25 protein-coding genes and 1 pseudogene are annotated in these 25,154 nt (G+C 63.7%); 22 read left to right on the forward strand and 4 right to left on the reverse strand.

The window, feature by feature from the left end:
* Nucleotides 1-15 precede the first annotated feature (15 nt).
* Complete coding sequence (locus tag Q1M07_RS16885; RefSeq protein ID WP_300455699.1) at nucleotides 16-1,395, reverse strand: ribulose-bisphosphate carboxylase; 1,380 nt, start codon at nucleotides 1,393-1,395, stop codon at nucleotides 16-18.
* 401 nt (nucleotides 1,396-1,796) lie between these two features.
* On the opposite strand from Q1M07_RS16885, the gene Q1M07_RS16890 reads away from it, so the two are divergent.
* The 22 genes from Q1M07_RS16890 to Q1M07_RS16995 all read left to right on the forward strand — a co-directional run bounded on the left by Q1M07_RS16890 (nucleotide 1,797) and on the right by Q1M07_RS16995 (nucleotide 23,076).
* Nucleotides 1,797-2,780, forward strand: coding sequence for a KpsF/GutQ family sugar-phosphate isomerase (locus tag Q1M07_RS16890; RefSeq protein ID WP_300455702.1), 984 nt, complete (start codon nucleotides 1,797-1,799; stop codon nucleotides 2,778-2,780).
* Nucleotides 2,780-3,328 (forward strand): phenylphosphate carboxylase subunit delta, encoded by a 549-nt coding sequence (locus tag Q1M07_RS16895; RefSeq protein WP_300455705.1) that lies wholly within the window; start codon nucleotides 2,780-2,782, stop codon nucleotides 3,326-3,328. The genes Q1M07_RS16890 and Q1M07_RS16895 overlap by 1 nt, the downstream gene beginning before the upstream one ends.
* The gene (gene lptC / locus Q1M07_RS16900) at nucleotides 3,325-3,912 is read left to right on the forward strand and encodes an LPS export ABC transporter periplasmic protein LptC (RefSeq protein WP_300455708.1); all 588 of its coding nucleotides are present in this window, start codon (nucleotides 3,325-3,327) and stop codon (nucleotides 3,910-3,912) included. The genes Q1M07_RS16895 and lptC overlap by 4 nt, the downstream gene beginning before the upstream one ends.
* Complete coding sequence (lptA, locus tag Q1M07_RS16905; RefSeq protein ID WP_300455710.1) at nucleotides 3,909-4,505, forward strand: lipopolysaccharide transport periplasmic protein LptA; 597 nt, start codon at nucleotides 3,909-3,911, stop codon at nucleotides 4,503-4,505. Before lptC ends, lptA begins: the two co-directional genes overlap by 4 nt.
* A gap of 377 nt (nucleotides 4,506-4,882) precedes the next feature.
* Nucleotides 4,883-5,440: a phasin family protein gene (locus Q1M07_RS16910; protein WP_300455713.1), complete on the forward strand. Its 558-nt coding sequence runs from the start codon at nucleotides 4,883-4,885 to the stop codon at nucleotides 5,438-5,440.
* A gap of 225 nt (nucleotides 5,441-5,665) precedes the next feature.
* On the forward strand, nucleotides 5,666-6,214 hold the full coding sequence (locus tag Q1M07_RS16915) for a phasin family protein (RefSeq protein WP_300455716.1): 549 nt from the start codon (nucleotides 5,666-5,668) through the stop codon (nucleotides 6,212-6,214).
* Between the two features lie 513 nt (nucleotides 6,215-6,727).
* On the forward strand, nucleotides 6,728-10,633 hold the full coding sequence (locus Q1M07_RS16920) for a transporter substrate-binding domain-containing protein (RefSeq protein ID WP_300455719.1): 3,906 nt from the start codon (nucleotides 6,728-6,730) through the stop codon (nucleotides 10,631-10,633).
* A 105-nt stretch (nucleotides 10,634-10,738) separates the two neighbouring features.
* The gene (locus tag Q1M07_RS16925) at nucleotides 10,739-11,512 is read left to right on the forward strand and encodes an alpha/beta hydrolase (protein WP_300455722.1); all 774 of its coding nucleotides are present in this window, start codon (nucleotides 10,739-10,741) and stop codon (nucleotides 11,510-11,512) included.
* Nucleotides 11,513-11,521: 9 nt separating this feature from the next.
* Nucleotides 11,522-11,827 carry a hypothetical protein gene (locus Q1M07_RS16930; RefSeq protein WP_300455725.1) on the forward strand — a complete coding sequence of 102 codons (306 nt, stop codon included), beginning with the start codon at nucleotides 11,522-11,524 and terminating at the stop codon, nucleotides 11,825-11,827.
* A 181-nt stretch (nucleotides 11,828-12,008) separates the two neighbouring features.
* Nucleotides 12,009-12,590, forward strand: coding sequence for a DOMON-like domain-containing protein (locus Q1M07_RS16935; protein WP_300455728.1), 582 nt, complete (start codon nucleotides 12,009-12,011; stop codon nucleotides 12,588-12,590).
* 11 nt (nucleotides 12,591-12,601) lie between these two features.
* Nucleotides 12,602-13,807 carry a DUF1343 domain-containing protein gene (locus tag Q1M07_RS16940; protein ID WP_300455731.1) on the forward strand — a complete coding sequence of 402 codons (1,206 nt, stop codon included), beginning with the start codon at nucleotides 12,602-12,604 and terminating at the stop codon, nucleotides 13,805-13,807.
* A 132-nt stretch (nucleotides 13,808-13,939) separates the two neighbouring features.
* Entirely contained in the window at nucleotides 13,940-14,848 is a 909-nt protein-coding gene (gene glyQ / locus Q1M07_RS16945) for a glycine--tRNA ligase subunit alpha (RefSeq protein WP_300455734.1), read from the forward strand.
* Nucleotides 14,845-16,917, forward strand: coding sequence for a glycine--tRNA ligase subunit beta (gene glyS, locus Q1M07_RS16950; RefSeq protein ID WP_300455736.1), 2,073 nt, complete (start codon nucleotides 14,845-14,847; stop codon nucleotides 16,915-16,917). The genes glyQ and glyS overlap by 4 nt, the downstream gene beginning before the upstream one ends.
* Nucleotides 16,914-17,450, forward strand: coding sequence for a D-glycero-beta-D-manno-heptose 1,7-bisphosphate 7-phosphatase (gene gmhB / locus Q1M07_RS16955; RefSeq protein WP_300455739.1), 537 nt, complete (start codon nucleotides 16,914-16,916; stop codon nucleotides 17,448-17,450). The genes glyS and gmhB overlap by 4 nt, the downstream gene beginning before the upstream one ends.
* Nucleotides 17,450-18,193: a lysophospholipid acyltransferase family protein gene (locus Q1M07_RS16960; protein ID WP_300455742.1), complete on the forward strand. Its 744-nt coding sequence runs from the start codon at nucleotides 17,450-17,452 to the stop codon at nucleotides 18,191-18,193. The genes gmhB and Q1M07_RS16960 overlap by 1 nt, the downstream gene beginning before the upstream one ends.
* On the forward strand, nucleotides 18,177-18,938 hold the full coding sequence (locus tag Q1M07_RS16965) for a SprT family zinc-dependent metalloprotease (RefSeq protein ID WP_300455745.1): 762 nt from the start codon (nucleotides 18,177-18,179) through the stop codon (nucleotides 18,936-18,938). The genes Q1M07_RS16960 and Q1M07_RS16965 overlap by 17 nt, the downstream gene beginning before the upstream one ends.
* 9 nt (nucleotides 18,939-18,947) lie before the next feature.
* On the forward strand, nucleotides 18,948-19,334 hold the full coding sequence (gene gloA / locus Q1M07_RS16970) for a lactoylglutathione lyase (protein WP_300455748.1): 387 nt from the start codon (nucleotides 18,948-18,950) through the stop codon (nucleotides 19,332-19,334).
* An 88-nt stretch (nucleotides 19,335-19,422) separates the two neighbouring features.
* Complete coding sequence (locus tag Q1M07_RS16975) at nucleotides 19,423-20,448, forward strand: beta-propeller fold lactonase family protein (RefSeq protein ID WP_366984190.1); 1,026 nt, start codon at nucleotides 19,423-19,425, stop codon at nucleotides 20,446-20,448.
* Entirely contained in the window at nucleotides 20,445-21,188 is a 744-nt protein-coding gene (locus tag Q1M07_RS16980) for a polysaccharide deacetylase family protein (protein WP_300455751.1), read from the forward strand. The genes Q1M07_RS16975 and Q1M07_RS16980 overlap by 4 nt, the downstream gene beginning before the upstream one ends.
* Nucleotides 21,185-22,153 carry a sterol desaturase family protein gene (locus Q1M07_RS16985; RefSeq protein ID WP_300455754.1) on the forward strand — a complete coding sequence of 323 codons (969 nt, stop codon included), beginning with the start codon at nucleotides 21,185-21,187 and terminating at the stop codon, nucleotides 22,151-22,153. The genes Q1M07_RS16980 and Q1M07_RS16985 overlap by 4 nt, the downstream gene beginning before the upstream one ends.
* The gene (locus tag Q1M07_RS16990; RefSeq protein WP_300455757.1) at nucleotides 22,150-22,695 is read left to right on the forward strand and encodes an HD domain-containing protein; all 546 of its coding nucleotides are present in this window, start codon (nucleotides 22,150-22,152) and stop codon (nucleotides 22,693-22,695) included. Before Q1M07_RS16985 ends, Q1M07_RS16990 begins: the two co-directional genes overlap by 4 nt.
* A gap of 9 nt (nucleotides 22,696-22,704) precedes the next feature.
* Entirely contained in the window at nucleotides 22,705-23,076 is a 372-nt protein-coding gene (locus Q1M07_RS16995; protein ID WP_300455760.1) for a hypothetical protein, read from the forward strand.
* 92 nt (nucleotides 23,077-23,168) lie between these two features.
* Here Q1M07_RS16995 and Q1M07_RS17000 read toward each other — a convergent pair whose 3' ends face one another.
* From Q1M07_RS17000 to Q1M07_RS17010, 3 genes and pseudogenes are all read right to left on the reverse strand, one after another.
* Nucleotides 23,169-23,681: a hypothetical protein gene (locus Q1M07_RS17000; protein WP_300455763.1), complete on the reverse strand. Its 513-nt coding sequence runs from the start codon at nucleotides 23,679-23,681 to the stop codon at nucleotides 23,169-23,171.
* A 571-nt stretch (nucleotides 23,682-24,252) separates the two neighbouring features.
* A complete protein-coding gene (locus Q1M07_RS17005; RefSeq protein WP_300455766.1) occupies nucleotides 24,253-24,411 on the reverse strand; it encodes a hypothetical protein in 159 nt (52 codons plus the stop codon).
* Between the two features lie 145 nt (nucleotides 24,412-24,556).
* Nucleotides 24,557-25,154, reverse strand: a pseudogene (locus Q1M07_RS17010) (ribonucleoside-diphosphate reductase, adenosylcobalamin-dependent); the annotation flags it as partial.

The raw sequence follows: 25,154 nt of genomic DNA on the forward strand, positions 1-25,154 counted from the left end.
GCCACCGACGGGCGTTCAGCGATGGCGGCCAAGCCGCTCGCGCCAGCCCGGATAGAGCTTGTCGGCGTCGCCCGGGAAGGACTCGAAAGCGCGCGCGAATTCCTTGTGTTCCCTCGCCCAGGCGATCGGATCGGCACCAGCCTTCCAGCATTCGTAAGCCTGGCGCAACGAAATGGCGCCGGCGGCCGGGCTGTCGATATGCCCATAGGAACCACCACCGGACGTGTTGATGACATTCCCGTGGCCGAGGTTGGCGAAAAAACCCGGCAGACGAAGCGCGTTCATACCACCCGAAATGATCGGCGTCGTCGGCTTCATGCCGTACCACTTCTGGTGATAGGCCGGACCCTGGTACTCGTCGCGCTCGATGACGTAAGCGATCGCCCGGTCGTCGGCGCTGCCTTCCATTTTCCCGTAGCCCATGGTGCCGACATGAATTCCCGAGGCGCCCTGCAAACGGGCCATCTTGGCCAGCACATAGGCGTCGTAGCCGCGTTTCGAACTGGGCGAGGTGACGGCGCCGTGACCGGCGCGATGGTAGTGCAGGTACTGGTTGGGGTACTGCCGCCGGGCCGTGGTCACCATCCCGGGACCGCCTACGTAGCCATCGACGAGAAAGGCGACCTTGTCGGCGTCGGGCCCGAACGTCTCCAAGATGTAGTCGGCTCGTGCGCACATCTCGTAGTGGTCGTCCGCCGTGATGTTGGCCGAGAAGAGCTTCGCCTGACCCGTTTCGTCCTGCGCCCGCTTCATCGCGTCATACACCATGGGCATCACCTTCTTCATCGGCGCGAAGACCTGGTTGCCCTGCGGCTCGTCGTTCTTGATGAAGTCACCGCCAAGCCAGAACTGGTAAGCGGCCTTGGCAAAGGGTTCCGGCCGCAGACCGAGTTTGGGCTTGATGATCGTGCCGGCAATATAGCCACCATCCTTGATCGGGCGGCCAAGGATGCGCCAGAGGTCGGAAATGTCCTTCGCCGGGCCATCGAACAACTGGATCGCACGTTCGGGCATGTAGAAGTCGTAGATCTTCGCGTGTTCGATATCGCCCATTCCCTGGTTGTTGCCGATGACCAGCGTCAGAAACGAAACGATCATCATCCGCCCGTCGGTGATGTTGCGGTCGAACAGATCGAGTGGGTAAGCGATGCGCATTTCCTCGGTCGCTTCGTCGATGTGATAGACGAGCGCATCGACGCCACGCGTGAAGTCGTCGGTAGTGCACACTTCGACGTTGGTACCGGTCGACGACTCGGCAGCAAAGTGTGCGGCCGCCGGCAGGTAGTCATATCCCGCCTTGGGCTTCATCTTGTAGGCTACCAGGATGTGCTTGCCGCCCCGAATCAGATCCTCTTCATCCAGGCTCAGGTCGGCATAACGATTTGATTGGTCCATACGTATCTCCGTATCGTATAAAGGGAAGAGCCTGTGCGCCACGCGCGGCACCAGGTGATCCGACGGCGGCGAGCGACCCATTCCGGCGGAGCGACGAATTTTTCGTAAACGCAAGTCTAAGCGGCACAAATGATTATTAAAAGTTAAAGTTGATGCGTTTTATGTTTAATTTTAAATTAACAATCATCGTTTTCGGCAGAGGCGGCGATTACTTGTCCGCCCAGGTATTACCGGCGGCCTGAGTGATGGCGCTTGCCACGCCGGCACTTGGTGGACGAGGCGGCGCGAGGCAAAGCCAAGGAGCTTGCCGACCACTGCGCGAGTTGTGCCTGGACAAGACCGCGCGATGAGCGCGCCGGGGGCTTCTGCTATACTCGTCGGATGACGCTCATTACCCGCCCATGAGTCATATTCAGCCCTCAGCGAAAGCGCTCGATCTGGCACGCCAGGTGTTGCGCATCGAGGCCGAAGCGGTGCTGGCTTTGGTCGACCGCATCAACGACGCTTTCCTGCGTGCCCTGGAACTCATCCTCAATTGCCATGGCCGCGTGATCGTCAGCGGCATGGGCAAATCCGGCCATGTCGGGCGCAAGATCGCGTCGACCCTGGCCAGCACGGGAACACCGGCCTTTTTCGTTCATCCTGCCGAAGCCAGCCATGGCGACCTCGGAATGATCACGCGCGACGACGTCCTGATCGCGCTTTCCAACTCCGGAGAAAGTACGGAATTGTTGGCCATCGTGCCGAGCATCAAACGCCAGGGAGCCCGGTTGATCAGCCTGACCGGCAATCGCCAGTCGTCGCTGGCACGCGAGTCCGACGTCCATCTCGACGCCGCGGTGGCGCAGGAGGCCTGCCCGCTCAATCTGGCGCCTACCGCCAGCACGACAGCGGTTCTGGCCTTGGGCGACGCACTGGCGGTCGCCCTGCTCGATGCGCGAGGTTTCGGGCCGGAGGATTTTGCCCGCTCGCACCCCGGCGGTTTGCTCGGCCGCCGTCTCCTGACGCGCGTGCGTGATGTCATGCGAATGGGCAACGCCGTTCCCGCGGTCAGTCCGGCGACCAGCGTTCCGGACGCCATTCTCGAGATTTCGCGTGGCGGCATTGGTATGACGGCCGTCGTGAATCCCGACCGCCAGGTCGTCGGAGTGGTCACCGATGGCGATCTGCGACGCGCCTTCGCCAGGAATACGGATCCGCGAATGTTGACGGTGGCCGACATCATGGGCCGTGGGCCGCGCTCGATCGGACCAGACCGGCTGGCCGTCGAAGCCGTCGAGATGATGGAACAACACAAGATCAACCAGCTTCCGGTCGTCGATGCGGAAGGTGTGCTGATCGGTGCGCTCAACATGCACGACCTGTTCAACGCCAAGGTTATCTGATGTCAGCCATTCTCGAGGACGCGACGGCACGTGCCCGCCGGCTGAGCCTGATGGCTTTTGACGTCGATGGGGTGCTCACCGACGGATCGCTTTTCTATAGCGACCAGGATGTCGAGCTCAAAGCCTTCAACACGCTCGACGGGCACGGCTTGAAAATGCTTCAGCAGGCCGGGGTGACGGTCGCCATCATTACCGGCCGGCGCGCCCGCTGCGTCGAGGCGCGAGCCGCCAATTTGGGCATCGGCTACCTCTTTCAAGGTGTCGACAACAAGCTCGAGGTGATGAACTCGCTGCTCGCCGAACTCGGTCTGGTCAGCGATGCGGCCGGCTACATGGGCGACGACCTTCCCGACCTGCCGCTGATGTGTGCCTGCGGCTTTTCCGCCACGCCCGGCGATGGGCATGCCCTGCTTCAGCGCCACGCGTCGCTCACCACCGTGCGTGGCGGTGGCCGCGGCGCCGTCCGCGAAGTGTGCGAGTTCATTCTTCAGGCGCAGGGCAAACTCGCCGCCGCCATTGCGCCGTATCTGCCGGTGGCCGGACGATGAGACAGTGGAGCAGCGCACTCCTGCCGTTGAGCCTGTTGGCAGTTCTCGCGGCGCTGACATTCTGGCTCCAGTATGTGACCGAGTGGCCAGATGAACGCAGTGACGGCAGGAACCGTCACGATCCGGACTTCATCGTCAACAGCGCGACGCTGCGCAAGCTCGACGCCGCCGGAAAACTCGTATACACCCTGGTCGCCGACGAGATTCGTCACTACCCGGACGACGATACCACCGACCTGACCAGCCCACGCCTGGTCTACCTTCACCCGACCAGACCGCCAGTGACGATCAGCGCGTTGCGGGGACACTCGAGCCCCAAGGGAGAACGCGTCGACCTTGCCGGGCAGGTCGAGGTCAGGCGAGCGGCGACCGCCCAGGAGGCAGAACTCGTTCTCGAAACCCCCGAACTGACCGTCCTCACCGATGAAGAAAAAGCCTTTACCGGCAGCCCGGTGCTGATCACTCAGGGAAGCTCGTGGGTAAAGGGGGTCGGCATGCAGGTTGACAACAAGCAGCAGACCTATCTGCTGGAATCCCGGGTCACCGGGCAGATCGACAGTCATTTCGCCAAGAAAAAGCCATGAACAAACGTTTTTGCCTTGCCTGCGCGAGCAGTCTTCTGTTTGTCCTGGCGTTGCCGGCCCAAGCCGAGCGCGCGGATCGCGACAAGCCGATTCACCTGGAAGCGGACCGGATGAGCATCGACGACGTGAAGAAGGTGAAGATCCTCGATGGCAACGTCGTGATGACCCAAGGCACTCTCGAACTGCGTACCAGCCGGCTGGTAGTCACCGAGGACGCCGACGGTTTCCAGAAGGGGGTAGCCACCGGCGGGGCCAATGGCTTGGCTCGTTTCCGGCAGAAGCGCGAAGGGGTCGACGAATGGATGGAGGGCGAGGCCGAGCGTATCGAACACGATGCCCGCAGCGAGATTACCCAGTTCTTCGTCCGTGCCTGGGTTCAGAGTGGGGCCGACGAAGTCAGAGGCCCTTACATTTCCTACGATGCACTGAACGAGAAGTACGCCGTCAATAGCGGTGGCGCCGCGGTCAAGAACGCGACGCGCGCGCGCGCGATCATCCAGCCGAAGAGCAAGGAAGAGAAAGCGCCTGAACCGAAAAGCGCTCCTCTGAACCTCAAACCCGCCGCCAACGTCGTCAAACCCGGGGCGGAGTGAATCGGCTACCGCCCAGCCGGCCCCTCTGCCATCCAAGCATCGTCAGCCCAGGCGAGCAGTGAATCGCCACCAAGCGGCGCCAGATCGGCCGCCGCTTGTCTGCTTTCGTCGCCGTCATGCTTCCCCGACGCGGCTCGATGAACATGACGCGCCGCTTCCATACCATTCCGAACATCATGGTTTCTTTTATTTAAAAGCAGCGGCTTAGTTAATTTGTGCGGCGCACAAAAAAAGCTTGACAAGCGAATCAAGGGGGCTATAATTCTGCCCATGGTGCAGTGCAACAAAGATCTGGGCGAGGCAAACCGCAATAGATCAGCGAGTTATCCATTGCACATGTTGTGTTGTACCCGTACTTTTTATTGAGGAGATTGACCATGTTCACCATCACCACACCCGAGCAATTTGCTGCCGCCAACAAAGCTTCTGTCGATGCCATGCTGACTCTTGCCAATACGGCTCTCGCCAGCGCCGAGCGTATCGCCGCGCTGAACCTGAATACTGCCCGTTCGATGCTCGAGGATGGCGTCGCCAATGCCAAGGCCATGCTCGGTGCCAAGGATGCGCAGGAGTTCTTCTCGGTACAGGCTTCGCTGGCGCAGCCGAGCCTCGAAAAAGCCGTCGCTTACACCCGCAGCGTGTATGAGATTTCGGCGCAGTCGAAGGAAGAGATCGGCAAGCTGCTCGAAGCCCAGTTCGCCGACTTCCAGAAGCAAACCCTTGCGCTGCTCGAAAAGGCCACGAAGAACGCGCCGGCCGGTTCCGATGTTGCCGTTTCTGCCGTCAAGTCGGCAATCGCTTCCGCCACCACCGCCTTCGAGAGCATGAACAAGGCGGCGAAGCAGGTCGCCGAAATCGCCGAAGCCAACGTCGCCGCAGCTACCAACGCCACCGTCAAGGCGGTTGGTGCAACGGCGGCCAACGTCAAGAAGTAAATCTCTCGCGCCTTGACTGACCGACTCGAGCCGTTCTTCGTACGGCAAGGCAGAAGAGAACTCGCGCCCTTCGCCGGACGCTTCTCTCAAGCCGGTTTCGAGTCGGTGTCCAGGCGCAGTCGGAACCAAGTATTCCCGGCGCCCCCGGTGGCCGCGTGTCGCCACGGCCGCCGCTGGCCGCCCCCAAGCGTTTTACGCCTTACCATTGCCAACACGGAGATATCCATGAGCACTATCGACCTCGAACAACTCGCCCAAAGCCAGAAAGCCAACGCCCAAGTCATGATGACTCTGGTACGCACGGCTTTTCATGGGCTTGAGCAGCTGTCGGCTCTCAACCTTTCCGCCAGCCGTGAGTTGTTCAACACCAGCACCAACGGCGCCCAGCAGTTGCTGGCCGTCAAGGATCCGAAGGAGTTGAAGGATGTCGCCGCTTCGCTGGCGCGGCCGAATGTCGACAAGCTGCTGGAGTACTCGCGCAGCCTCTACGAATTGGCCGCCAACATGCAACGCGAAATCACGTCGGTGATGGAAGACCAGTACAGCACGATGCGTCACAATGCTGCCGGCCTCATCGAAAAAACTGGTGTCGGCACACCCATCTCGGGTGACGTTTTTGGTGCCGCAATGAAGCAGATGATGAACGCGTCGAGCACGGCCTTCGAGAATATCTCGCAAATGGCCAAGCAGATGACTGACATCGTGGACAGCAACGTCAAGGCCGCGACGAGCGCCACCGCGCAGGCAGCCGCCGCACTGACCCCGAAGAAGTAGTTTCCGTCAGGCACGCCTAAGCGCCGAAAACCTCCAGCCACGGCTGGAGGTTTTTCGTTGACCTTTCCTAAGCCTTCGCGCTAAGGGTCTTGCGCCACCACTGCTCCGGGCACCATCGAGTTGGCCTTACGCTGAGGCTACCGCCCAGTTGCGCAAGGTCTGCTCACTTGGCCCGACTTCCTCGATTGCGGCGCTGATGCTCTGGTCGCTCTTCAAGCGCTTGACCTCCAGCTTCGGAACTCGGTCGTCCAGACCTGTTTCGGGCTCTTGATTTCTCGCTCTCCAATAGTGGCCAATCCCAAGCGGCGCGCGCCACTATTATTGACGTATCGGCGCGCCGCCCGTGGCGCTCTGCGTCCTGCTCAGTCTTTCGGAGAATCGCGGCGCCCGGAGAAACGGGTGTCGAAACTCTGGTCGGAAAACGGCAAATTGGGTGCTACAGTAGGTAATACGTCGACCGCTTGATCGAAAGCGTCGACAGGCGGGGGAATGATCGCTGGCTGAGAGAGGCCCATGAAAATGCGAAAGAGGCTCTATTGGCTGGTCCGGTGGCTGAGCGTGCTGTTTCTGTGTCTCGGTACAGTGCCTCTCGTGCCGGCAGGCGCCGAATCCGTCGTACCGGTTCAGGCATCCGGCGTCGGACAGATTCCACAGCTCGAGCTGACTCCGGAAGAGCGCGCCTGGATTGCGGACCATCCCCGTATCGTCCTCGGCATCGACCAGGCGTGGGAGCCACACATCCTGAAGGCACCCGATGGTAGCTTTACGGGTATCGACGGCGATGTCGTGGCACGCCTCAACGCGCTGTTGGGCACGCAGATCACCTTCGAGACCGGCCGCTGGGCGGACATGGTCGACAAGCTGAAAGCCCGGCAGATCGACGGGCTTTCAGCGGCCGCCGTACACGAGGAGCGCCGTGCGTTCGCCGATTTCACCCAGCCCTACATGACCCTCTGGAAGTACGTCTACGCCAGGAGCGACAATCCGGCAAACATCCGCTCGCTGGAGAGTTTGGCTGGCAAGCGGATCGGTTACCAGACCGGCAATCTGTTCGAGAAAAAAGCGCTGGCCTCCGTCCCAGGCGTCTTCGCCCTTCCGGTGGACAGCCCTCAAGCCGCTTTTGCGTCCGTCCTCGACGGAGAGATGGAGGGCTTCATAGGCTCCATCATCACCGAGTATCAACTCAAGAGAAGTGCGACAAAGCGTCTGCAGCCGCTTTTCCGGATCGGCCAGCCGCTCGAACTGGTCTTCGCGATCCGCAAGGACTGGCCCGAACTGACGTCCATCCTCGACAAGGGCATCGCCGCGATTTCGGCAGAAGAGCGGCTGCGCATCAAGGATCGCTACTATCGGCAGATGGAACGACGTCTAATTCAGGCGACGGTCCAGCTGACGGACGCCGAGCGTGCCTGGATCGAAACGCACCCGCATATCGCGATGGGCATTGACGCGGGTTGGCCCCCGTACGTCATCAACAACCCCGACGGCCACGTGACCGGCATTGAGGCCGATCTTCTCGCCCGCATCAACGCCCTCACCGGCCTGAACCTGCGCATCGAGCAAGGCGTCTGGAAAGACATCGTGGAGCGGGCCAAGCGCAGGGAAATCGACGGCTTGCTGTGCTTGACCTACCAGAAAGAAGGGGAGCCGTATTTCCTGTTCAGTGATCCGACCTACAGCACCTACAGAAACGTCTTCGCGCGCAAGAGCGATCTGACCGTCTACCGGGACATGGCTTCTCTGGCCGGCAAGCGGGTTGGCCATCAGGCCGGCAACGCGCCGGAAGAAAAGCTGCTGAAAAGCTACCCGAACGTGGTCATCGTGCCGAAAGCGAAAAACGCCGACCTACTGGACGCCCTGCTCCGGGGAGAGGTCGACGCCGTGCTCAGTGGTGCCGATTTCAACTATCTGCTGCTCGAGCGCACCGTCACCGAAATCGGGGTGGCTTTTTTTCCACCGGAAAGTGAATTGGTGCGGCGCTACGCCGTCCGCAAGGATTGGCCGGAACTGCAGGCGATCATCAACAAGGCGCTGGCGGCGATTCCCACCGAGGATCGCCTGGCGATCACCGAGCGCTATATCGGACATATCCGGAGGGGAAAACACCTCGGGCCGGAACTCGCGCTCACCGACGCCGAGCGGCGTTGGCTTGCCGACAAGCACACGGTGCGGGTGCGGGTCAGCGACTGGCCGCCCTATATGTTCTCCGGACCGGCGCCGTCGGGCATGTCGGTCGATTACCTCGACGCCATCGCCAAGCGCTTTGGCTTCGCGGTCGAATACGTGCCCGATCGCATCGGTTGGTCGGAATCGATGCGGGATGTCAAGGGAGAGCGCCGCCATTTCGATCTACTGCTGACCATGCACCGCTCGCCGGAACGGGAAAAGGATTTCGCCCTGACGGCGGACTATCTGCGCATGCCCTGGGCGATCTACGCGCGCAAGGACGGCGCCTTCATCAGCGGTCTCGACAGCCTGAAGGGCAAGACCGTCGCCGCGGAAAAAGGCTATTTCATGACCGACAAGCTCAAGGCGGAGCACCCGGATATCCATATCGCAGAAGTGAGCCGGTCTGAGGACGCGCTGAGAGCCGTGTCCACCGGACAGGCCGACGCCTACGTGGGCAACCTGGTCAACGCCGGTTTTTTGATCCGGGAACTGGGCTTGGCCAATCTGGTCGTGGCGGCTCCCACGCCTTACGGCGACCACACCCAGGCGATGGCGATCCGCAAGGACTGGCCGGAGCTGGCCAGTTTGATCGACAAGGGCTTGGCCGCCATGTCGCCGTCCGAACGCGACGCGATCAGCGCCAAGTGGAACCCGCAGAAAGCCATGTGGCGCATGGACTACACCCTGATGTGGCAGGTCGTGGCGGTGGCGGCGCTGGTCCTGTTGGCGTTCCTCTACTGGAACCGCACGCTGGCGCGAGAAATCGCCCGGCGCCAGCGCATCGAAGCGGAACTGCGGTCATCCGAAACGGAGCTGAAGGCGTCCGAGGCCGAGCTGCGCCGCTCCAGGGACGCCGCCGAATCCGCCAACTGCGCCAAGAGCATGTTTCTGGCCAACATGTCACACGAACTGCGCACGCCGCTCAACGCCGTCCTCGGCTTTTCCGAGATGCTGGCCCGCGACCGGAACGCCACCGAAGACCAAAAGCAGAAGCTCGGCATCATCAACCGCAGCGGTGGGCATTTGCTGGCGATGATCAACGACATCCTGGACCTGTCCAAGATCGAGGCGGGCAAGACCGAGTTGCTCGACGAGCCCTTCGATCTGCCACGATTGCTCGAGGACAGCGCGACGATGATCCGCGCCCGTGCCGAAAGCCGAGGCATCGCACTGACAGTGGACATCGCTTCGAACATAGAGCGTTTCGTCACCGCCGATGCCGGCAAGCTGCGCCAGATCCTGATCAACCTTCTGGGCAACGCGGTGAAATTCACACGCCAGGGCCACGTCGCCTTGCGCGCGCTGACCCGCTTGGAAGAGGGGCGGACGTGGTTGGAAGTGGAGATCGAGGATACTGGCTCCGGCATCCCGCAAGAATCGCTGGAGAGCATCTTCCAGCCCTTCGTCCAGGTGCACTCCGCCATGGAAAATCAGGGTACCGGTTTGGGCTTGGCGATTACCCGTTCCTTCGTCGAGATGATGGGCGGCCTCATCGTGGCGGCGAGTACGCCCGGCCGCGGCAGTGTGTTTCGCGTCAGGCTGCCGCTCGAGCTTTCGTCGGCGGAGGCGGTCGCCGCGCCCAAGTCACCGGCCCTTGACGTGATCGGTCTGGCCAAGGATCAGCCAACGCCGCGCATTCTTGTCGTCGACGACGTGCCCGAAAATCGGCTGCTGGCGACCAGCCTTCTGGCCCAGGCCGGCTGCGCCGTGCGCGAAGCCGAGAACGGCGAACAGGGGGTCACCCTGTTCCAGCGCTGGCGACCCGACCTCATCTTGATGGACATGCGCATGCCGGTCATGGACGGCTTCGAGGCGACCCGACGCGTCCGGGCTCTGCCTGGCGGTGATGCCGTGAAAATCGTGGCCCTGACTGCCGGGGCTTTCAAGGAGGAGCGTGCCGCCGTCCTGGCGTCCGGCTGTGACGACATTCTGCTCAAGCCATTTCGTGCCGAGGAGATTTTCTCGACCCTGGCGCGACACCTGATGCTGCGTTACCGCTATGCAACTGCCACCGACAACGCCTCGGCGCAAGCTGGCGCGGCGCTCGGCAGCGCGATCATGGGGCCGCTGCCCGAGGAACTGTGTCACGAACTCCGCGTAGCGGCGACGGCACTCGACATCGCTGAAACCGCCGCAGTGATTGCGAAGATACGTACCGTCGATGTTCAGGAGGCGGCCCGGCTCCAAGCGCTGGCGAACGACTACCGTTTCGGCGAGATTCTGGATCTGCTGGACTCGTCTCACCAGTGATCCCGGCGAGTTCTTGCTCACCGCGTTGCGGCGCCAACGGTATCTGTCGCCCGTGCCACCTATGCTACAGTCGCCACCTTCCACCACCCGAGGCCCAGGGTTCTCATGGCTTTTGTCGACATCGACGGGCGGCCGCTCGAATATCGACTCCTTGCCGAACAACGGAGCGATCGTCCGACCCTCGTCTTTCTCCACGAGGGTCTGGGCAGCGTCGCACTTTGGGGCGATTTCCCGGCCCGCGTGGCGCAGGCAACCACCTGCCGCGCGCTGGTCTGGTCACGCCTCGGCCACGGGCACTCGGCACCGCTGCCGGCGCCGCGCACGCCCCGGTACATGCACCAGGAAGCGCTGCAGCACCTGCCGCCACTGCTCGCCGCGCTGGGCATCGAACGCCCGCTCCTGATAGGACACAGCGACGGCGGCTCGATCGCCTTGATCCACGCCGCCGCACGGCCGGACCGGGTGGCGGGTGCGGTAGTTCTGGCGCCGCACGAGTTCGTCGAGGAAAAGGCGCTCGCCGGCATCCGGCGGGCCGGCGAGTTCTATGCCAACGGCGACTGGCCGCGGCGGCTCGGTCGCTACCACCGTGACCCGGACGCGGTCTTCCGCGCCTGGCACGATACCTGGCTGTCGCCCGCCTTCCGTTCCTGGGACATTCGCGACTGCCTGCCAGCCATCCGCTGCCCGCTGCTGGCCATCCAAGGGGAAGACGACGAGTACGCCACGATGCGCCAGATCGACTGCATCGCCGAAGCGGCGCCTGATGTCGAACTGCTCAAGCTGGCGCATTGCCGCCATACGCCGCAGCGCGACCAAGCGCAGGCTGTGATCGAGGCGATCGTCCGTTTTCTCGATCGGCTGGAGGCCGCCGCTGCCTGACACAACCCCATGAGCCACCCCGACCTGCTTCTCGTTTCCATCACCCGTGCGCTGCTCGAGGTCGCCCTGTTCTCGCTGCTCGGACGGGGGGCGGTGGCGCTGCTGGCCGGCACGCGGCGTGAAAGCAATCCGATCTACCTGCTGTTCGTAGTCGTCACCCGGCCCGCCGTGCGTTTCGTGCGCTGGTTGACGCCCCCGGCAATCGCCGGCCGACACCTGCCCTGGTTGACGTTCTGCCTGGTCTTAGGGTTGTGGATACTGCTTGCCTACGTCAAGCGAACGCTGTGCGCCTGGCACGGACTGGCGGGCTGTTGAGCCGGACCGGGACCTGGCGGCCAGCGGTCGGCAGACGGTCAAACTCCGGGCGGGCGGGCGGCCGCCACAGCCTGGGCCTCAACGATGCGAAGGACGCCCGAAAACGGGCGCCGAAGCTCCGCGCCAAACCCGGCATCAAGGCTAGAATGGCGTCTTTTCGCCGCCATATCCCCGCCGACCGATGTTTCCGCGCGCGTTTTCCCTCGCCCTGCTCCGCCATCCGACAACGCCGGCACCGGTGGTGCGCATGATCGAAGTACACGCCGCCCTGACCGCCGCCGGCGATCTCGAACTGGCCTACTGCCTGCGCGGTGACATGGCGCGCTTGCGGATCCCCGAACCAGGAAATCCGATCTGCGCTGAAGCTCTTTGGGAGCATACCTGCTTCGAGGCCTTCGTCGGCTGCCCCGGTGAAACGGCCTACCGCGAGTACAACTTCTCGCCGTCGGGCCAGTGGGCGGCCTACGCCTTCACCGACTACCGTCAGCGCGACGAAACGCTGACGATTTTCACGCCGCCCCATATCGAGGCCCGCCTGACCGCCGGCCGGCTCGAAATCGAAGCACTCGTCGCTTCCGACGCCCTGCCGCCGCTGGCCGCAAAGGTTGGCCTGCAGATCGGCCTCGCCACCGTGGTCGAGGCCGCCGACACGATCGACGGCAGCCACAGCTACTGGGCACTACGCCACCCGGCGGCGTTGCCCGATTTTCACCAGCGCGACGGCTTCGTCTGCCGATTGGCACCGCCGCCCGCCCTTGCCTGAAGGAATTTTCGATGTTCGCCTGCGGACTCGACCGCCTGCTCGCCGAACCGGCTCTGCGCAAGATGCTGCGTGGCCGCCGTGTGGCACTGCTCGCCCACCCGGCTTCGGTCGACGCCGACCTGACGCACGCCCTCGACGCACTGGCGGCGCTTCCCGATCTGCAGCTCAGCGCGGCCTTCGGCCCGCAGCACGGCTTGCGCGGTGACAAACAGGACAACATGATCGAATCGCCGGACTTCGTCGACCCGGCGCTCGGCATCCCGGTGTTCAGCCTCTACGGCACGGTTCGCCGGCCGACGCCGGCCATGATGGCGGCTTTCGACGTGCTGCTGATCGATCTGCAGGATCTCGGCTGCCGCATCTACACCTTCATCACGACGCTGCGCTACCTGCTCGAGGCCGCTGCCGAACACGGCAAGGCGGTCTGCCTGCTCGACCGGCCCAATCCCGCCGGCCGGCCGATCGAAGGGCTGCGGCTGCATCCCGGCTGGGAGAGCTTCGTCGGCGCTGGCCCGCTGCCGATGCGCCATGGCCTGACGATGGGCGAACTGGCACGCTGGTTCGTGGCTACTCTCGACCTCGACGTCGACTGTACGGTGATACGGATGCATGGCTGGTCGCCGGACGCGGCGCCCGGCTACGGCTGGCCGCTCGGCGAGCGAAGCTGGATCAACCCGAGCCCGAACGCGGCCAGCCTGTCGATGGCACGCTGCTACGCCGGGACGGTGATGCTCGAGGGCACTACGCTTTCCGAAGGTCGCGGCACGACTCGTCCATTGGAGCTTTTCGGCGCCCCCGACATCGACGCCGACCGACTGATCGGCGTCATGCACACGCTGGCACCGCATTGGCTGAGCGGTTGCCGGCTCCGCCCGTGCTGGTTCGAGCCGACCTTCCACAAACACGCCGGCAGGCTGTGCAACGGTGTCCAGATTCACGTCGACGACGCGCACTACCAGCCCGCGAGCTTCCGTCCCTGGCGCCTGCAGAGCCTGGCTTTCAAGGCGCTGCGGCAACTGCAACCGGATTACCCGCTGTGGCGAGACTTTGCCTACGAATACGAATACGAGCGGCGAGCGATCGACCTGATCAACGGCTCGCCTGTGCTGCGCGAATGGGTCGACGACCCGGCGGCGACGCCGGCCGACCTCGATTGGCTGAGCCGGGCCGACGAAGCGGCGTGGGAGGCCGAACGTCGGGAGTTTCTGCTCTACTGAAAGGCGCTTCGCCACCGCCGCGTCACCCCCACCATCCGGCGAGCAGCGGCCGGGCTGGCCCATCGAAGCTACTGCTTGCACGGCGTGAAACCAAGTAGAATCGCGTCTTCTGCCCCCCGCCGAAAAGCTCCCATGCCAACGTTTCAGGAAGTCATTCTGCGTCTCCAGGATTTCTGGGACAAACAGGGCTGTGCTTTGTTGCAGCCTTACGACATCGAAGTCGGTGCCGGCACCTTTCACACCGCAACCTTCCTGCGCGCGATTGGCCCCGAGCCGTGGAATGCCGCCTACGTACAGCCGTCCCGGCGCCCGAAGGACGGCCGCTACGGCGAAAACCCCAATCGTCTGCAGCATTACTACCAGTACCAGGTGGTTCTGAAGCCCTCGCCGGCCGACATTCAGGATCGTTATCTCGACTCGCTGCGCGCACTGGGAATCGATACCCGGCGGCACGATATCCGTTTCGTCGAGGACGACTGGGAGAGCCCGACGCTGGGCGCCTGGGGGCTCGGCTGGGAAGTCTGGCTGGACGGCATGGAAGTGACGCAGTTCACCTATTTCCAGGAAGTCGGTTCGCTGCCCTGCAAACCGGTCCTCGGCGAAATCACTTACGGCATCGAACGCCTGGCGATGTACCTGCAGGGCGTGGAAAACGTCTTCGATCTCGTCTGGGGCGAGGGGCCGGGTTATCGGGTGACCTACGGCGACGTCTATCACCAGAACGAGGTCGAGCAGTCGAAATACAACTTCGAGCATTCGAATGTCGACATGCTGTTCCGTCACTTCAATGAACACGAATCCGAAGCCAAACGCCTGATCGCTGCCGGCCTGGCGCTGCCGGGCTACGAAATGGTCATGAAGTGCTCGCATACCTTCAATCTGCTCGACGCGCGCGGCGCCATCTCGGTTACCGAACGCGCCGCCTACATCGGTCGTGTGCGCGCCCTGGCGCGCGAAGTCGCCCAGGCCTACCATGACTCGCGTGCCGCACTCGGTTTCCCCATGTGCCGGCGGGCCGCCAGCGAGGGGAAAAGGGCATGAACGACACCCTGCTCATCGAGTTGCGCTGCGAAGAGTTGCCGCCGAAATCGCTCCAGGCGTTGTCGGAGGCCTTTGCCGACGCCGTTTTCGCCGCCCTCGCCAGTCAGCAGTTCACCGCCGAGGACAGCGTCTGCACGCCCTATGCAACGCCACGCCGCCTGGCGATGACGATCACCCGCGTCGCCGCCAGACAGCCCGACCGGGTGGTCGAGAGGAAGGGGCCGGCGGTCGCCGGTGGAGTGGACGCCGCAGGCAAGCCGACCCGCGCACTGGAAGGCTTCATGCGCGCGGCCGGCGTCGCTTTCGAGGAGTTGCAGCGCTCGAGCGACGGCAAGGCCGAGTATTTCGTCGTCCGGCAGGCGAAGGCCGGCGAGGCTCTCGACGCGCATCTGGCCGAGATCGTCGCGCAGGCGCTGAAGAAGTTGCCGATTCCCAAGCTCATGCGCTGGGGCGATTCCGAGCACCAGTTCGTGCGCCCGGTGCACAGCCTGATACTCCTGCACGGCGAGCGGGTGCTTCCCGGCCAGGTGCTCGGCCTGTCGAGCGGCCGCCGAACGCTGGGCCATCGCTTCCTGTCGAGCGGCGAGATCGTCGTCGACCAGGCGGCCGAGTATTCCGCCAGACTGGCCGCCGGCAAGGTCATCGCCTCGTTCGCCGAACGGCGCAGCGCCATTGCGGCGCAACTCGCCGCGGCTGCGGACAAACTTGCGGCGCGCCTCGACCCGGCCGATGCGCTGCTCGACGAGGTGACGGCGCTCGTCGAGTGGCCGGCGGTCTATGTCGGCGAGTTCGAGGCCGACTACCTCGAGGTGCCTCAGGAGTGCCTGATCCTGACCATGCAGCAGAATCAGAAGTACTTCCCGCTGCTCGACGCCGCCGGCAGGCTGCTCAACAAGTTCCTGATCGTCTCCAACATGGAGGTCGACGACCCGACCGGGATCATCCGCGGTAATGAGCGCGTCGTCCGTCCACGCCTGGCCGACGCGCGCTTCTTCTACGATCAGGATCGCAAGAACGGCTTCGCGACGCGGGTCATGCGACTTTCCTCGGTGGTCTATCACCACCGGCTCGGCACGCTGGGTGACCGCGCCCAGCGTCTCGGCCGCAGTGCCCGCTGGATTGCCGAAAGACTGCATGCCGATGCCAACATCGCCGAACGGGCGGCGCTCTTCTCGAAGATCGACCTGCTGACAGACATGGTCGGCGAGTTCCCCGAACTGCAGGGCATCATGGGCCGTTACTATCTGCTGCACGAAGGCGGCCTGCCGGTCGTCGCCGACGCCATCGAGCAGCACTACCGGCCGCGTTTCGCCGGCGATGCTCTACCGGCCGGCAACATCGCCTGTGCGGCCGCGCTGGCCGACAAGCTCGACGCGCTGGTCGGATTCTTCGGCATCGGACAACTGCCGACCGGTGACAAGGACCCGTTCGGCCTGCGCCGCGCCGCACTCGGCGTTCTGCGCATCCTGATGGAAACACCGCTGCCGCTCGATCTGGCCGAACTGATAGAAGCCTCCCGGAACACGCTCGTCGCGCAGGGAATTCGTCTCGAGCCGGTCGACCAGCCCTTGCTCACATTCCTTCTCGACCGGCTGCGCGGCCTGCTCAAAGACGCCGGCCATGCGGGCGACGTCGTCGAGGCCGTGCTGGCCCAACGTCCGACACGCATCGATCGGGTTCCCGCCAGACTGGCGGCGGTGCGCGAGTTCCAGGCCTTGCCCGAAGCGCTGGCGCTGGCCGCGGCCAACAGACGCATCGGCAATATCCTTCGCAAAGCCGGCGAGAACTTTCCCGAACCCGACGTCGCATTGCTCGAAGAAGCCGCCGAGAAGGCGCTCTTCGAACGGCTGCTCCTGATCGCGCCGGTGGTCAGGTCGCTCGTGGCGAACGAGGATTACGCCGACGCGCTCAAGGTGCTCGCTTCGGTGCGGGTCGAAGTCGACCGGTTTTTCGAGGAAGTGATGGTCAACGTTCACGAACCGCTCTTGCGAGGCAACCGACTTGGCCTCCTGAAAGCGCTTTTCGACCAGCTCAATGCGGTCGCCGACATCTCCAAGCTCGCCGTATGAAACTCGTCATCCTCGACCGCGATGGGGTCATCAACTACGACTCCAAGCAGTTCATCAAGTCGCCTGCCGAGTGGCGGCCCATCCCCGGCAGTATCGAAGCGATTGCCAAACTCAGTCAGGCCGGCTACCGGGTGGTCGTCGCCACCAATCAGTCCGGCCTCGGCCGTGGCCTGTTCGACATGGATACCCTGAACGCCATCCACGACAAGATGCACCGCGCGGTGCAGGCGGCCGGCGGACGCATCGACGCGATATTCTATTGTCCGCACCCGATCGAGGCCGACTGCCACTGCCGCAAGCCGAGAACCGGCATGTTCGAGCGCATTGCCGGCTGCTTCAACGTCGATCTGGTCGGTACGCCGGCGGTCGGCGACTCGCTGCGCGATCTGCTCGCCGCAGCGGCGGTCGGCGCCCGACCGCTGCTCGTGCTCACCGGGAAGGGAACGCAGACCAAGGCGGAAGGCGGCTTGCCGGACGGCACGCGGATCTTCCCCGACCTGGCGACGGCTACCGACGAGATTCTGCTGGTGTGATGACCGCCTTACGGTCTGCGCTGTTCCTGCTGCTGGTCAGCCTGCTGACGATACCCTTCGGCGTTCTCGTTTCGCTGGCGGTGATCCTGCCGATGCCTGCGCGTTACCGCATCATCGCCCTCTGGCGCGTCGGCTTCATGGCCCTTTGTCGGTGGGTGCTGGGGATTCGCTACCGGGTGCTCGGGCGCGAGAACATTCCCGCCGAACCTTCGGTGGTTCTCGCCAAGCACCAGTCGGCGTGGGAAACCGTCGGTCTGCAGGACGTCTTTCCGCCACTCGTCTTCGTACTCAAAAAAGAACTGCTGCGCGTACCCTTTTTCGGCTGGGGCCTGGCGGCGCTGAAAATGATCTCGATCGACCGGGCGGCCGCCAAGGACGCGCTCAAACAGATCTTCGACCAGGGACGCGACCGCCTGGCGGCCGGCTACTGGGTGGTCATTTTTCCCGAAGGCACGCGCGTCGCCCCCGGCGAGACCTGTCGCTACAAACCGGGCGGTGCGCATCTCGCCGTGCGGACCGGTGCCAAGATCGTTCCGGTAGCGCACGACGCCGGAGAAGTCTGGGGCAAAGGTGCGTTGCGTATATCCCCCGGCCTGATTACGGTCAGCATTGGGCCGCCGATCGATCCGGCCGGCAAGACAGCCAACAAGATCAATGCTTTGGCCGCGACGTGGATAGAAAGCGAAATGCGCCGCCTGTCGCCGCATCGTTACCCGGCAGCCAGCGATGCCGTCGCCGCCTGAGCGGCGGCGGCCTGGCGACGACCAGCCAACCATCGACCAGGCAGCGCGCACCATCGAACTGGGCGATGACACGATTCCCTATGTCCTGCGGCGAGCCAGACGCCGAACCATCGGCCTGACCGTCGACCGACACGGCCTGCGTGTCGGCGCGCCGCCGCTCACTCCGCTAAGCGAGGTCGAGTCGGTAATCCTGCAGCACGGCGAATGGGTTCGGCGCAAGCTCGACGAATGGAAGAAGCGTCCTGTGGTGGAAGCCTTGCGGATTGCCGATGGCGTGCGACTCCCCGTTCTCGGCCGTCCGGTCGAGATCCGGCTGGCGCACGGCGCCAATCGCAGCGTTTGGCGGCTACAGTCGCCAGAGCGCACGCTGACCCTCTGTTTGCGCTCGCCCGCCGACGCCCCGCGCGTCGTCGAGAGGGCCCTGCGCGATCAGGCGCGTGCGCTGTTCGACGAGCGCCTGGCCTATCACGCGCCACGACTGGGTGTCGAGCCGCCCCGCCTGTCGCTGTCGGCAGCCCGCACGCGCTGGGGAAGCTGCAGCCGACGCGGTGGCATTCGCCTGAACTGGCGGCTGATCCACTTCCCGCTGCCGGTGATCGACTATGTGGTGGTGCACGAACTCGCCCATCTGCGCGAAATGAACCATGGCCCCGCGTTCTGGTCGATCGTCGAACGGCTGTACCCCGACTATCGGGCTGCGCGCAAGGAACTCCAGCGCCTAGCGGCCCTTTGCCCCTATTGGTAAGGAGAAGGCATGAGAATCCTGCATACGATGCTGCGCGTCGGCGACCTCGACCGCTCGCTGGCTTTTTACACCGACGTGTTGGGCATGCGCGAGTTGCGTCGCCAGGACTACCCAAGCGGCCGTTTCACCCTCGCCTTCGTCGGTTATGGGCCGGAATCGGGGGAAGCCGTCATCGAACTGACGCACAACTGGGACACCTCGTCCTACGAACTCGGCACCGGCTTTGGTCACGTGGCGATCGAAGTGGCCGATGCCTACGCCGCCTGCCAGCAGATCGAGGCGCGCGGCGGCAAGGTAGTGCGCCCGGCTGGGCCGATGAAACACGGCACGACCGTGATTGCGTTCGTCGAGGATCCGGACGGCTACAAGATCGAACTGATTCAGCGGAAACTTTGAAGCAGGCTTTTTTCGGGGCCCACCAACGGTCCAGCGGATGCCGATTGCCCGCCTGCCCTGCGCCGGCGCGGGCGAAAGGACCTTATACTTGGTAACTTTTTATTGTTTTCGTCGCTGCGACGTGCCGCTACCCTATCGCCTCGTCGATTTTGCCCGCCTTGCCGGGCGCTTGCTGATAATTTCGCTGTTCGGCTGGCAGATGGCCGCCGCCCAAGCCGAGTTGGCGATCGCCCTCAATTCGGCCGACGGAACAATCAGCCTGATCGATACCACGACCTACGAGGTCACGGGCAAGGTAGCGGTGTGCAAGGAGCCGCACCACCTGATGCCGACTCCGGACGACAAGTCGCTGATCGTCGCCTGCGCAGCATCCAATCAACTGGTGTTCTTCGACCCGCTTACCGGCCGCGAACAGCGGCGCCTACGCGGCATTTCCGACCCCTACCAGTTGGGCTATTCGCCCGACCGCAAGTGGTTCGTCGCCACGTCGCTGCGCCTCGACCGGGTCGATCTCTACGACCCCGCCGACTTCCGGCTCAAGGCCCGCCTGGCCGCGCCACGAACGCCTTCCCACCTGGCTTTCGACAATGCCAGCGAGTTCGTCTTCGTCACCTTGCAAGACTCCAACGAGGTCATGGCCATTCACCTTGGAACGCAAAAGATCGCCTGGGTGATGCCGGTCGCCGCTACTCCGGCGGGAATCGTCATGGCGCCGGACAACCGCCATCTGCTGGTGGCGAGCATGGGCGAAGGCGTCGTCGAGGTCATCGAATGGCGCTTCCAGAAGAGCGTCAAGAAGATCGCCACCGACACCGCGGCGCACAACCTGCAGCCGAAAGGCGACGGCCGCCATTTCTTCGTTTCCAACCGCTCGGTCAACGGCAGCATCTCGCTGCTCGACACGAAGACGATGAGCGTCGTGGAGAAGTACGACGTGCCCGGCGGACCGGACGACATGATGGTACGTGCCGACGGCAAGGAACTCTGGGCAACGGCGCGTTTTGCGCGCAAGGTGCAGGTCGTCGACCTGACGACCAAGAAACTCAAGCTGTCGATCCCGGTCGGCAGCTCACCGCACGGCGTCTTCTTCTTGAACCACGCCGGTCTGCGATGAAGACTGGCGCTGCCCGCTTGCTCCAGGGACTGGTGCTGATGGCCGCCGGCGCCGCGGCGCTGGCCGCTCCCGCCGCCTGCAAGGGAACACTCTACCTGACCTTCGACACGGGCAACATGCGCCACGCCGAACTGATTGCTGAGACGCTCGCCCGCTACGGCGCCAAGGCGACCTTCTTCGTGGCGCAGGAAAAGACCTTCCGCGGCGATCAGGCGCTCGATCCGAGCTGGGCAGGCTACTGGCAGGCGCGCGTCGCCGAAGGTCATGCTTTCGGCAGCCACACCTGGCGACATGGGAGCTTTCGCGACGACATCGGAGACCGGGTGCGCTATCGACTGCCTGACGGCGACAGCGCTACGCTCGATGCGGCAGCCGTCTGTGCCGAGCTGAAACGCCCCGATACGCGTTTCCAGGAACTCACCGGACGGCGGCTCGACCCACTCTGGCGGGCGCCCGGCGGACGCACGACTCCGAACACGCTGGCGGCCGCACGGGCCTGCGGCTATCAGCACGTCGGCTGGGCTCCGGCGGGCTTTCTGGGCGACGAACTGCCATCCGAAACCTACCCCAACTCCGTCCTGCTGCAGCGCGCGCTCGCGCGCTTGAAGGACGGCGACATCGTCATGGCGCACCTCGGCATCTGGTCGCGCAAGGACGCCTTTGCGCCGATGCTGGCGCCGCTGATCGGCGCCCTGCGGGAGAAGGGTTTCTGTTTTGCCACGCCGGGTGCGCGGCGATGACCGGCGGGCCGGTCGAGATTTTCGTATCGCTGCAGGGCTGGCTGCTCGATCGCGTCGTTCAGCCGCCGCTGCTGGCGCTCGGACTGGGCAGCCATCTCGAGATGGCTTTCGACGGCATCGAATTCTTCCTCTGCGGCGTCCTGCAACTCGCCGTCGCCTACCTGCTCCTGCGCCCGCTCGAGGCCCTGCGACCGATCGAGGTTTGGCCGGATCGCAAAGCGGTTCGGGTAGACGTCCTCTATTCCTTCCTCGATCGGTTGGGCGTCATTCCGCTCCTCATGTTCGTGCTGTTGGCGCCGCTGTTCGTTCTCGTCGATGGCTGGCTGCGTTTTGCCGGGTTCATTCCGCCGCAGTTGGAGGACCTCTTTCCCGTTCTGGAAAGCTGGCCGTTGGCCAGCTTTTTCGCCTACCTGGTGATTTTCGATTTCGCCGAGTACTGGCGCCACCGTTTCTCGCACTCGCTGAACTGGTGGTGGGCATTGCACGCCATTCACCACAGCCAGCGCCAGATGACGCTGTGGACCGACAGCCGCAACCATCTGCTCGACGATCTGAGCAACGGTTTCTGCTTCGCCGTCATCGCACTGCTCATCGGCGTTCCGCCGGGCCACTTCGTCGGCCTGCTGATTGTCGTGCGGACGGTCGAAAACCTGTCGCACGTCAATGCCCGACTGTCCTTCGGGCCCATTGGCGAACACCTTCTCGTCAGCCCACGCTACCATCGCTGGCACCACGCGCTGGAACTGCCGGCCGGCCATCAGTTTCGCCACGGCTGCAATTTCGCCGTTCTCTTCCCGGTCTGGGACCGGATTTTCGGTACGCAGTATCTGATTCAGGATATCCCGTCGACCGGCCTGGCGCACGGGCCGCTACCCGAGTCTGCCGCACGGAGTGGCTTCTGGCGGCAGCAATGGGAAGGAATCGAAGGTCTGCTGGCAACCATCCACCCTGATCCACCTAGATGATCAACGATACCGACCCCCGCGTACTCGACGCCGCGCGCTCCTTCGCCTTGGCGGCGCACGGCGACCAGATGTATGGCGCTCGACCGTATTCCTTCCACCTCGACGCGGTCGTCAGATTGTTGTCGCCCTACGGTATCGAGGCTCAGATCGTCGGCTACCTCCACGACGTCGTTGAAGACACCGAAATCACCGTAAGCGATATCCGGGACCATTTCGGGCAGCGCATCGCAGAATGCGTCGATCTGCTGACTGATTCGCCCGCCAATAGCCGCGCCGAGCGCAAGCAGCAAACCCATGCCAGGCTGGCGGCGGTCGCCGGGCCCACCGAATTGGCCCTGGTGGTGAAGGCCGCCGACCGCCTGGCCAATGTCAGAACCTGCGTGATCGACGACCGACGTGGCTTGCACAATGTCTATCGCAGTGAACATCCGGCGTTCAAGAGAGCGGTCTACCGTGCGGGATTGTGCGAGCCTCTCTGGATCGAACTCGACACGCTGCTCGAAGTGTCGGTAGCCAGCCAGTCATCCACCGGAGATACCTGATTGCCTCCCATGAAGTCACGGCTCGCGGTTGTGCTGTTGGCTCTGGCATGTGCCCTCTCGGGCTGCTTTCCGGGCCCGGAAAAGCTTGGCGAACTGACGCGAACGTCGATGCAGCAACACTTTCGCAGAGACCCTCAATTCAAGGATAGCGGCGCCGAGATCGTGCAGGTCCGGGTCACGGGTGGCGGCGACAAGAGATTCGACGCGATGGCCAGCGTCCGGCACGCCGGAAAGACACACGAAGTACCGATAACCATTCTGCTGGACGGCATCAACCTCGAATGGCTGGCCGACCCTGCGGCGTTTTCCTTCCTGGTGCCGAGCAAACCTACCGATGTGCCACAGATTCCCCGCCCGGAGCGAGAGCCCGCCCGCCGGTAGGCGAGACTCCCGACGGCAGTGGCCGTAGCGGGTTAGGGGGTGGTACGTGGATTGTCTCGCTTCCCAGGCAGTACTCGGCTCGCCGCCATCCGCTATCTCGCAGTGCCAGCCGGAACGGGAAAGTTCTTGCTCGCCTCAGCCACGAGTCGCTCTGCGACAACCGGTACAGGGACATCGAGAAGCTCGTAGATTTCGGCTCCGTCGGAGGAGCCGAGCCTTCTCCCCTGTTCCCACGCGCGCGCGAACCCTCCGCCGCGAAACGCGAGCAAGCCATCCGCAAGAACGACACGGAGGTCGGCCGCGTAGCTGTCCGTAGGTCGAGTGGTGTAACTGAGCTGGGCGGTTGAGCGGCGCCACGCGACGACGATCAAAGCGGCAGCCCCCTCCGACGGCATCTGCCGTTTCAGCTCCGCCAGACCGCGTTCGAAATCGCTACGAAACTGTTTCGCATATTGCTCCCTTGACTCGGGCGTCGTCAGCGGGAATTCCGAACTCGCAATCGATGGCTCTGGCCGCGAGAATATCTCGGGCAGGCGAACGTCGGACAGGCGAACACTAAAACCTTTCGCCTCGAGCTTGGCGACCAAGGAGTTTCGAAGTTGCACCACGAACTCCTCCTCTGCCGGTCCTTTCAGGCTGGCAAACCTCCGTGTCCACGGTCTAGCGTTCGGGTCGGCGACTGGACGATCTGGTGCGGCGTATTGGGTAATGGCAAGCACCATGGCCGGAGGAAGCGAAGTTGCTGCCTTGACCGGCGGATGTGGCGACAGATCGATTGTCGAACACCCGGCAAGCGCGACCGCGAGCGCACAGCCGACAGCGCACAAGGACTTGGAGAAACAACGGCGACTCATGCCTGCACCTCATCGAAATCGGGACAACGCCGACACAGTGTCGGCAACGGGAGTAAGTTGATACAGCGCGACGATTGAAAGTTGATACACGGAACGGAGAAGGGCAGTAATCTTGGTCGCCCACTTCAGCGCCAAGCGCGCGCGAAGTTTCGCGACTGGAGTAGGAAGCTGGGGCCGAAGCAAACATGCTCGTCCCGTAACCGTGTTGTCCCCTGACCCCTGTGGGTGATGCCTCACTCAACCCACGATTTCCAGCCGCCTCTCGATCCGGTCGATTCGCGCCTTGATCTGGTCGATGCTGGCCTGCTCTCGGATGATTTCTTCAAAGTTGTGGGCAACTATCACGTCGACCGGCAGCGGTGCCGGCCTCGAGGCGGGTGAGACGCGCCGCGACCTCTCGCAACTCGCTCTCGAGCCGGTCCTGTCCTGCCCGCAAGCCACGCAAGTGTTCAAGAATCAGGTTTTCCACGCTGTCAGTCATGCACAACCCTCCTTTCATCAAGTGTAGCGCCAAGCACGAGAACCTCCAAACCATGGCAATCGCACGCAGAACACCGCTCCCGTGCGCCGCATCCGGTTTTCTGGGGAGCAGGAACGCGGCACGCGTTCCTGCTCCCGGCGCTCACCTACCCGCAACTCCCCACCGCCCCGCAAGCCGTACAGAAATCACACTCATATTTCCGGATCATCGTCAGATTCCCGCACTCGGCGCACAGCTTTCCAGCCGTCGGTTGCGCCGCGGTGCTGCCGGCCGGCGCAGGATTCCCAGCATCGCGTAGCGGTGGATGATCAACTGCGCGAGGTAGGCGACGGTCGAGGGGTAGTTGGTCTGGCGACGGGTACCGGGGATGAAGGCCATGAAGTCGCCGAGCGGCTCGGGGTAGTCGAGCAGCTTCCGCAGCTTCATGCCGATCCACGCCGGGTCGAGGACGCGTATGTCGAAGGACAGCAGCTTGGTCAGCCCGTCGAGGGCGCGCGGGTAGTTGCCGGAGAGCCAGATTGAGTACGGCCGGGTGACGCCGTCCGGCAGGGTGATCTCCTTGAGCCCGACGACGAAATCCTCGCCGGTGGCCGGGTTGAAGACATCGACGGTCCACGAGAGCGTGCCGTCGGTGCCGGTCTTCGGCTCCTTGCGGCTGAACATCGCGTCGAGTACCGGCGTCGGGCCTTCGTGCTTGAACGAGTCGAGGCGCTCGACGCGGTACTGGATCAGCTTCGCCATCG

The sequence above is a fragment of the Accumulibacter sp. genome (assembly GCF_029255285.1).
Taxonomy (GTDB): domain Bacteria; phylum Pseudomonadota; class Gammaproteobacteria; order Burkholderiales; family Rhodocyclaceae; genus Accumulibacter.

Coding starts and splice junctions, on each gene's coding strand:
- gloA (WP_300455748.1), top strand. CDS start 18,948: ATGAGAATCCTGCATACGATGCTGCGCGTCGGCGACCTCGACCGCTCG.
- lptC (WP_300455708.1), top strand. CDS start 3,325: ATGAGACAGTGGAGCAGCGCACTCCTGCCGTTGAGCCTGTTGGCAGTT.
- Q1M07_RS16980 (WP_300455751.1), top strand. CDS start 20,445: ATGAAGACTGGCGCTGCCCGCTTGCTCCAGGGACTGGTGCTGATGGCC.
- Q1M07_RS16910 (WP_300455713.1), top strand. CDS start 4,883: ATGTTCACCATCACCACACCCGAGCAATTTGCTGCCGCCAACAAAGCT.
- Q1M07_RS16960 (WP_300455742.1), top strand. CDS start 17,450: ATGACCGCCTTACGGTCTGCGCTGTTCCTGCTGCTGGTCAGCCTGCTG.
- glyQ (WP_300455734.1), top strand. CDS start 13,940: ATGCCAACGTTTCAGGAAGTCATTCTGCGTCTCCAGGATTTCTGGGAC.
- glyS (WP_300455736.1), top strand. CDS start 14,845: ATGAACGACACCCTGCTCATCGAGTTGCGCTGCGAAGAGTTGCCGCCG.
- Q1M07_RS16935 (WP_300455728.1), top strand. CDS start 12,009: ATGTTTCCGCGCGCGTTTTCCCTCGCCCTGCTCCGCCATCCGACAACG.
- Q1M07_RS16940 (WP_300455731.1), top strand. CDS start 12,602: ATGTTCGCCTGCGGACTCGACCGCCTGCTCGCCGAACCGGCTCTGCGC.
- Q1M07_RS16965 (WP_300455745.1), top strand. CDS start 18,177: ATGCCGTCGCCGCCTGAGCGGCGGCGGCCTGGCGACGACCAGCCAACC.
- Q1M07_RS16890 (WP_300455702.1), top strand. CDS start 1,797: ATGAGTCATATTCAGCCCTCAGCGAAAGCGCTCGATCTGGCACGCCAG.
- Q1M07_RS16985 (WP_300455754.1), top strand. CDS start 21,185: ATGACCGGCGGGCCGGTCGAGATTTTCGTATCGCTGCAGGGCTGGCTG.
- Q1M07_RS16885 (WP_300455699.1), bottom strand. CDS start 1,395: ATGGACCAATCAAATCGTTATGCCGACCTGAGCCTGGATGAAGAGGAT.
- Q1M07_RS16930 (WP_300455725.1), top strand. CDS start 11,522: ATGAGCCACCCCGACCTGCTTCTCGTTTCCATCACCCGTGCGCTGCTC.
- Q1M07_RS16990 (WP_300455757.1), top strand. CDS start 22,150: ATGATCAACGATACCGACCCCCGCGTACTCGACGCCGCGCGCTCCTTC.
- Q1M07_RS17005 (WP_300455766.1), bottom strand. CDS start 24,411: ATGACTGACAGCGTGGAAAACCTGATTCTTGAACACTTGCGTGGCTTG.
- Q1M07_RS16925 (WP_300455722.1), top strand. CDS start 10,739: ATGGCTTTTGTCGACATCGACGGGCGGCCGCTCGAATATCGACTCCTT.
- lptA (WP_300455710.1), top strand. CDS start 3,909: ATGAACAAACGTTTTTGCCTTGCCTGCGCGAGCAGTCTTCTGTTTGTC.
- Q1M07_RS16915 (WP_300455716.1), top strand. CDS start 5,666: ATGAGCACTATCGACCTCGAACAACTCGCCCAAAGCCAGAAAGCCAAC.
- Q1M07_RS16895 (WP_300455705.1), top strand. CDS start 2,780: ATGTCAGCCATTCTCGAGGACGCGACGGCACGTGCCCGCCGGCTGAGC.
- Q1M07_RS16995 (WP_300455760.1), top strand. CDS start 22,705: ATGAAGTCACGGCTCGCGGTTGTGCTGTTGGCTCTGGCATGTGCCCTC.
- Q1M07_RS16920 (WP_300455719.1), top strand. CDS start 6,728: ATGAAAATGCGAAAGAGGCTCTATTGGCTGGTCCGGTGGCTGAGCGTG.
- gmhB (WP_300455739.1), top strand. CDS start 16,914: ATGAAACTCGTCATCCTCGACCGCGATGGGGTCATCAACTACGACTCC.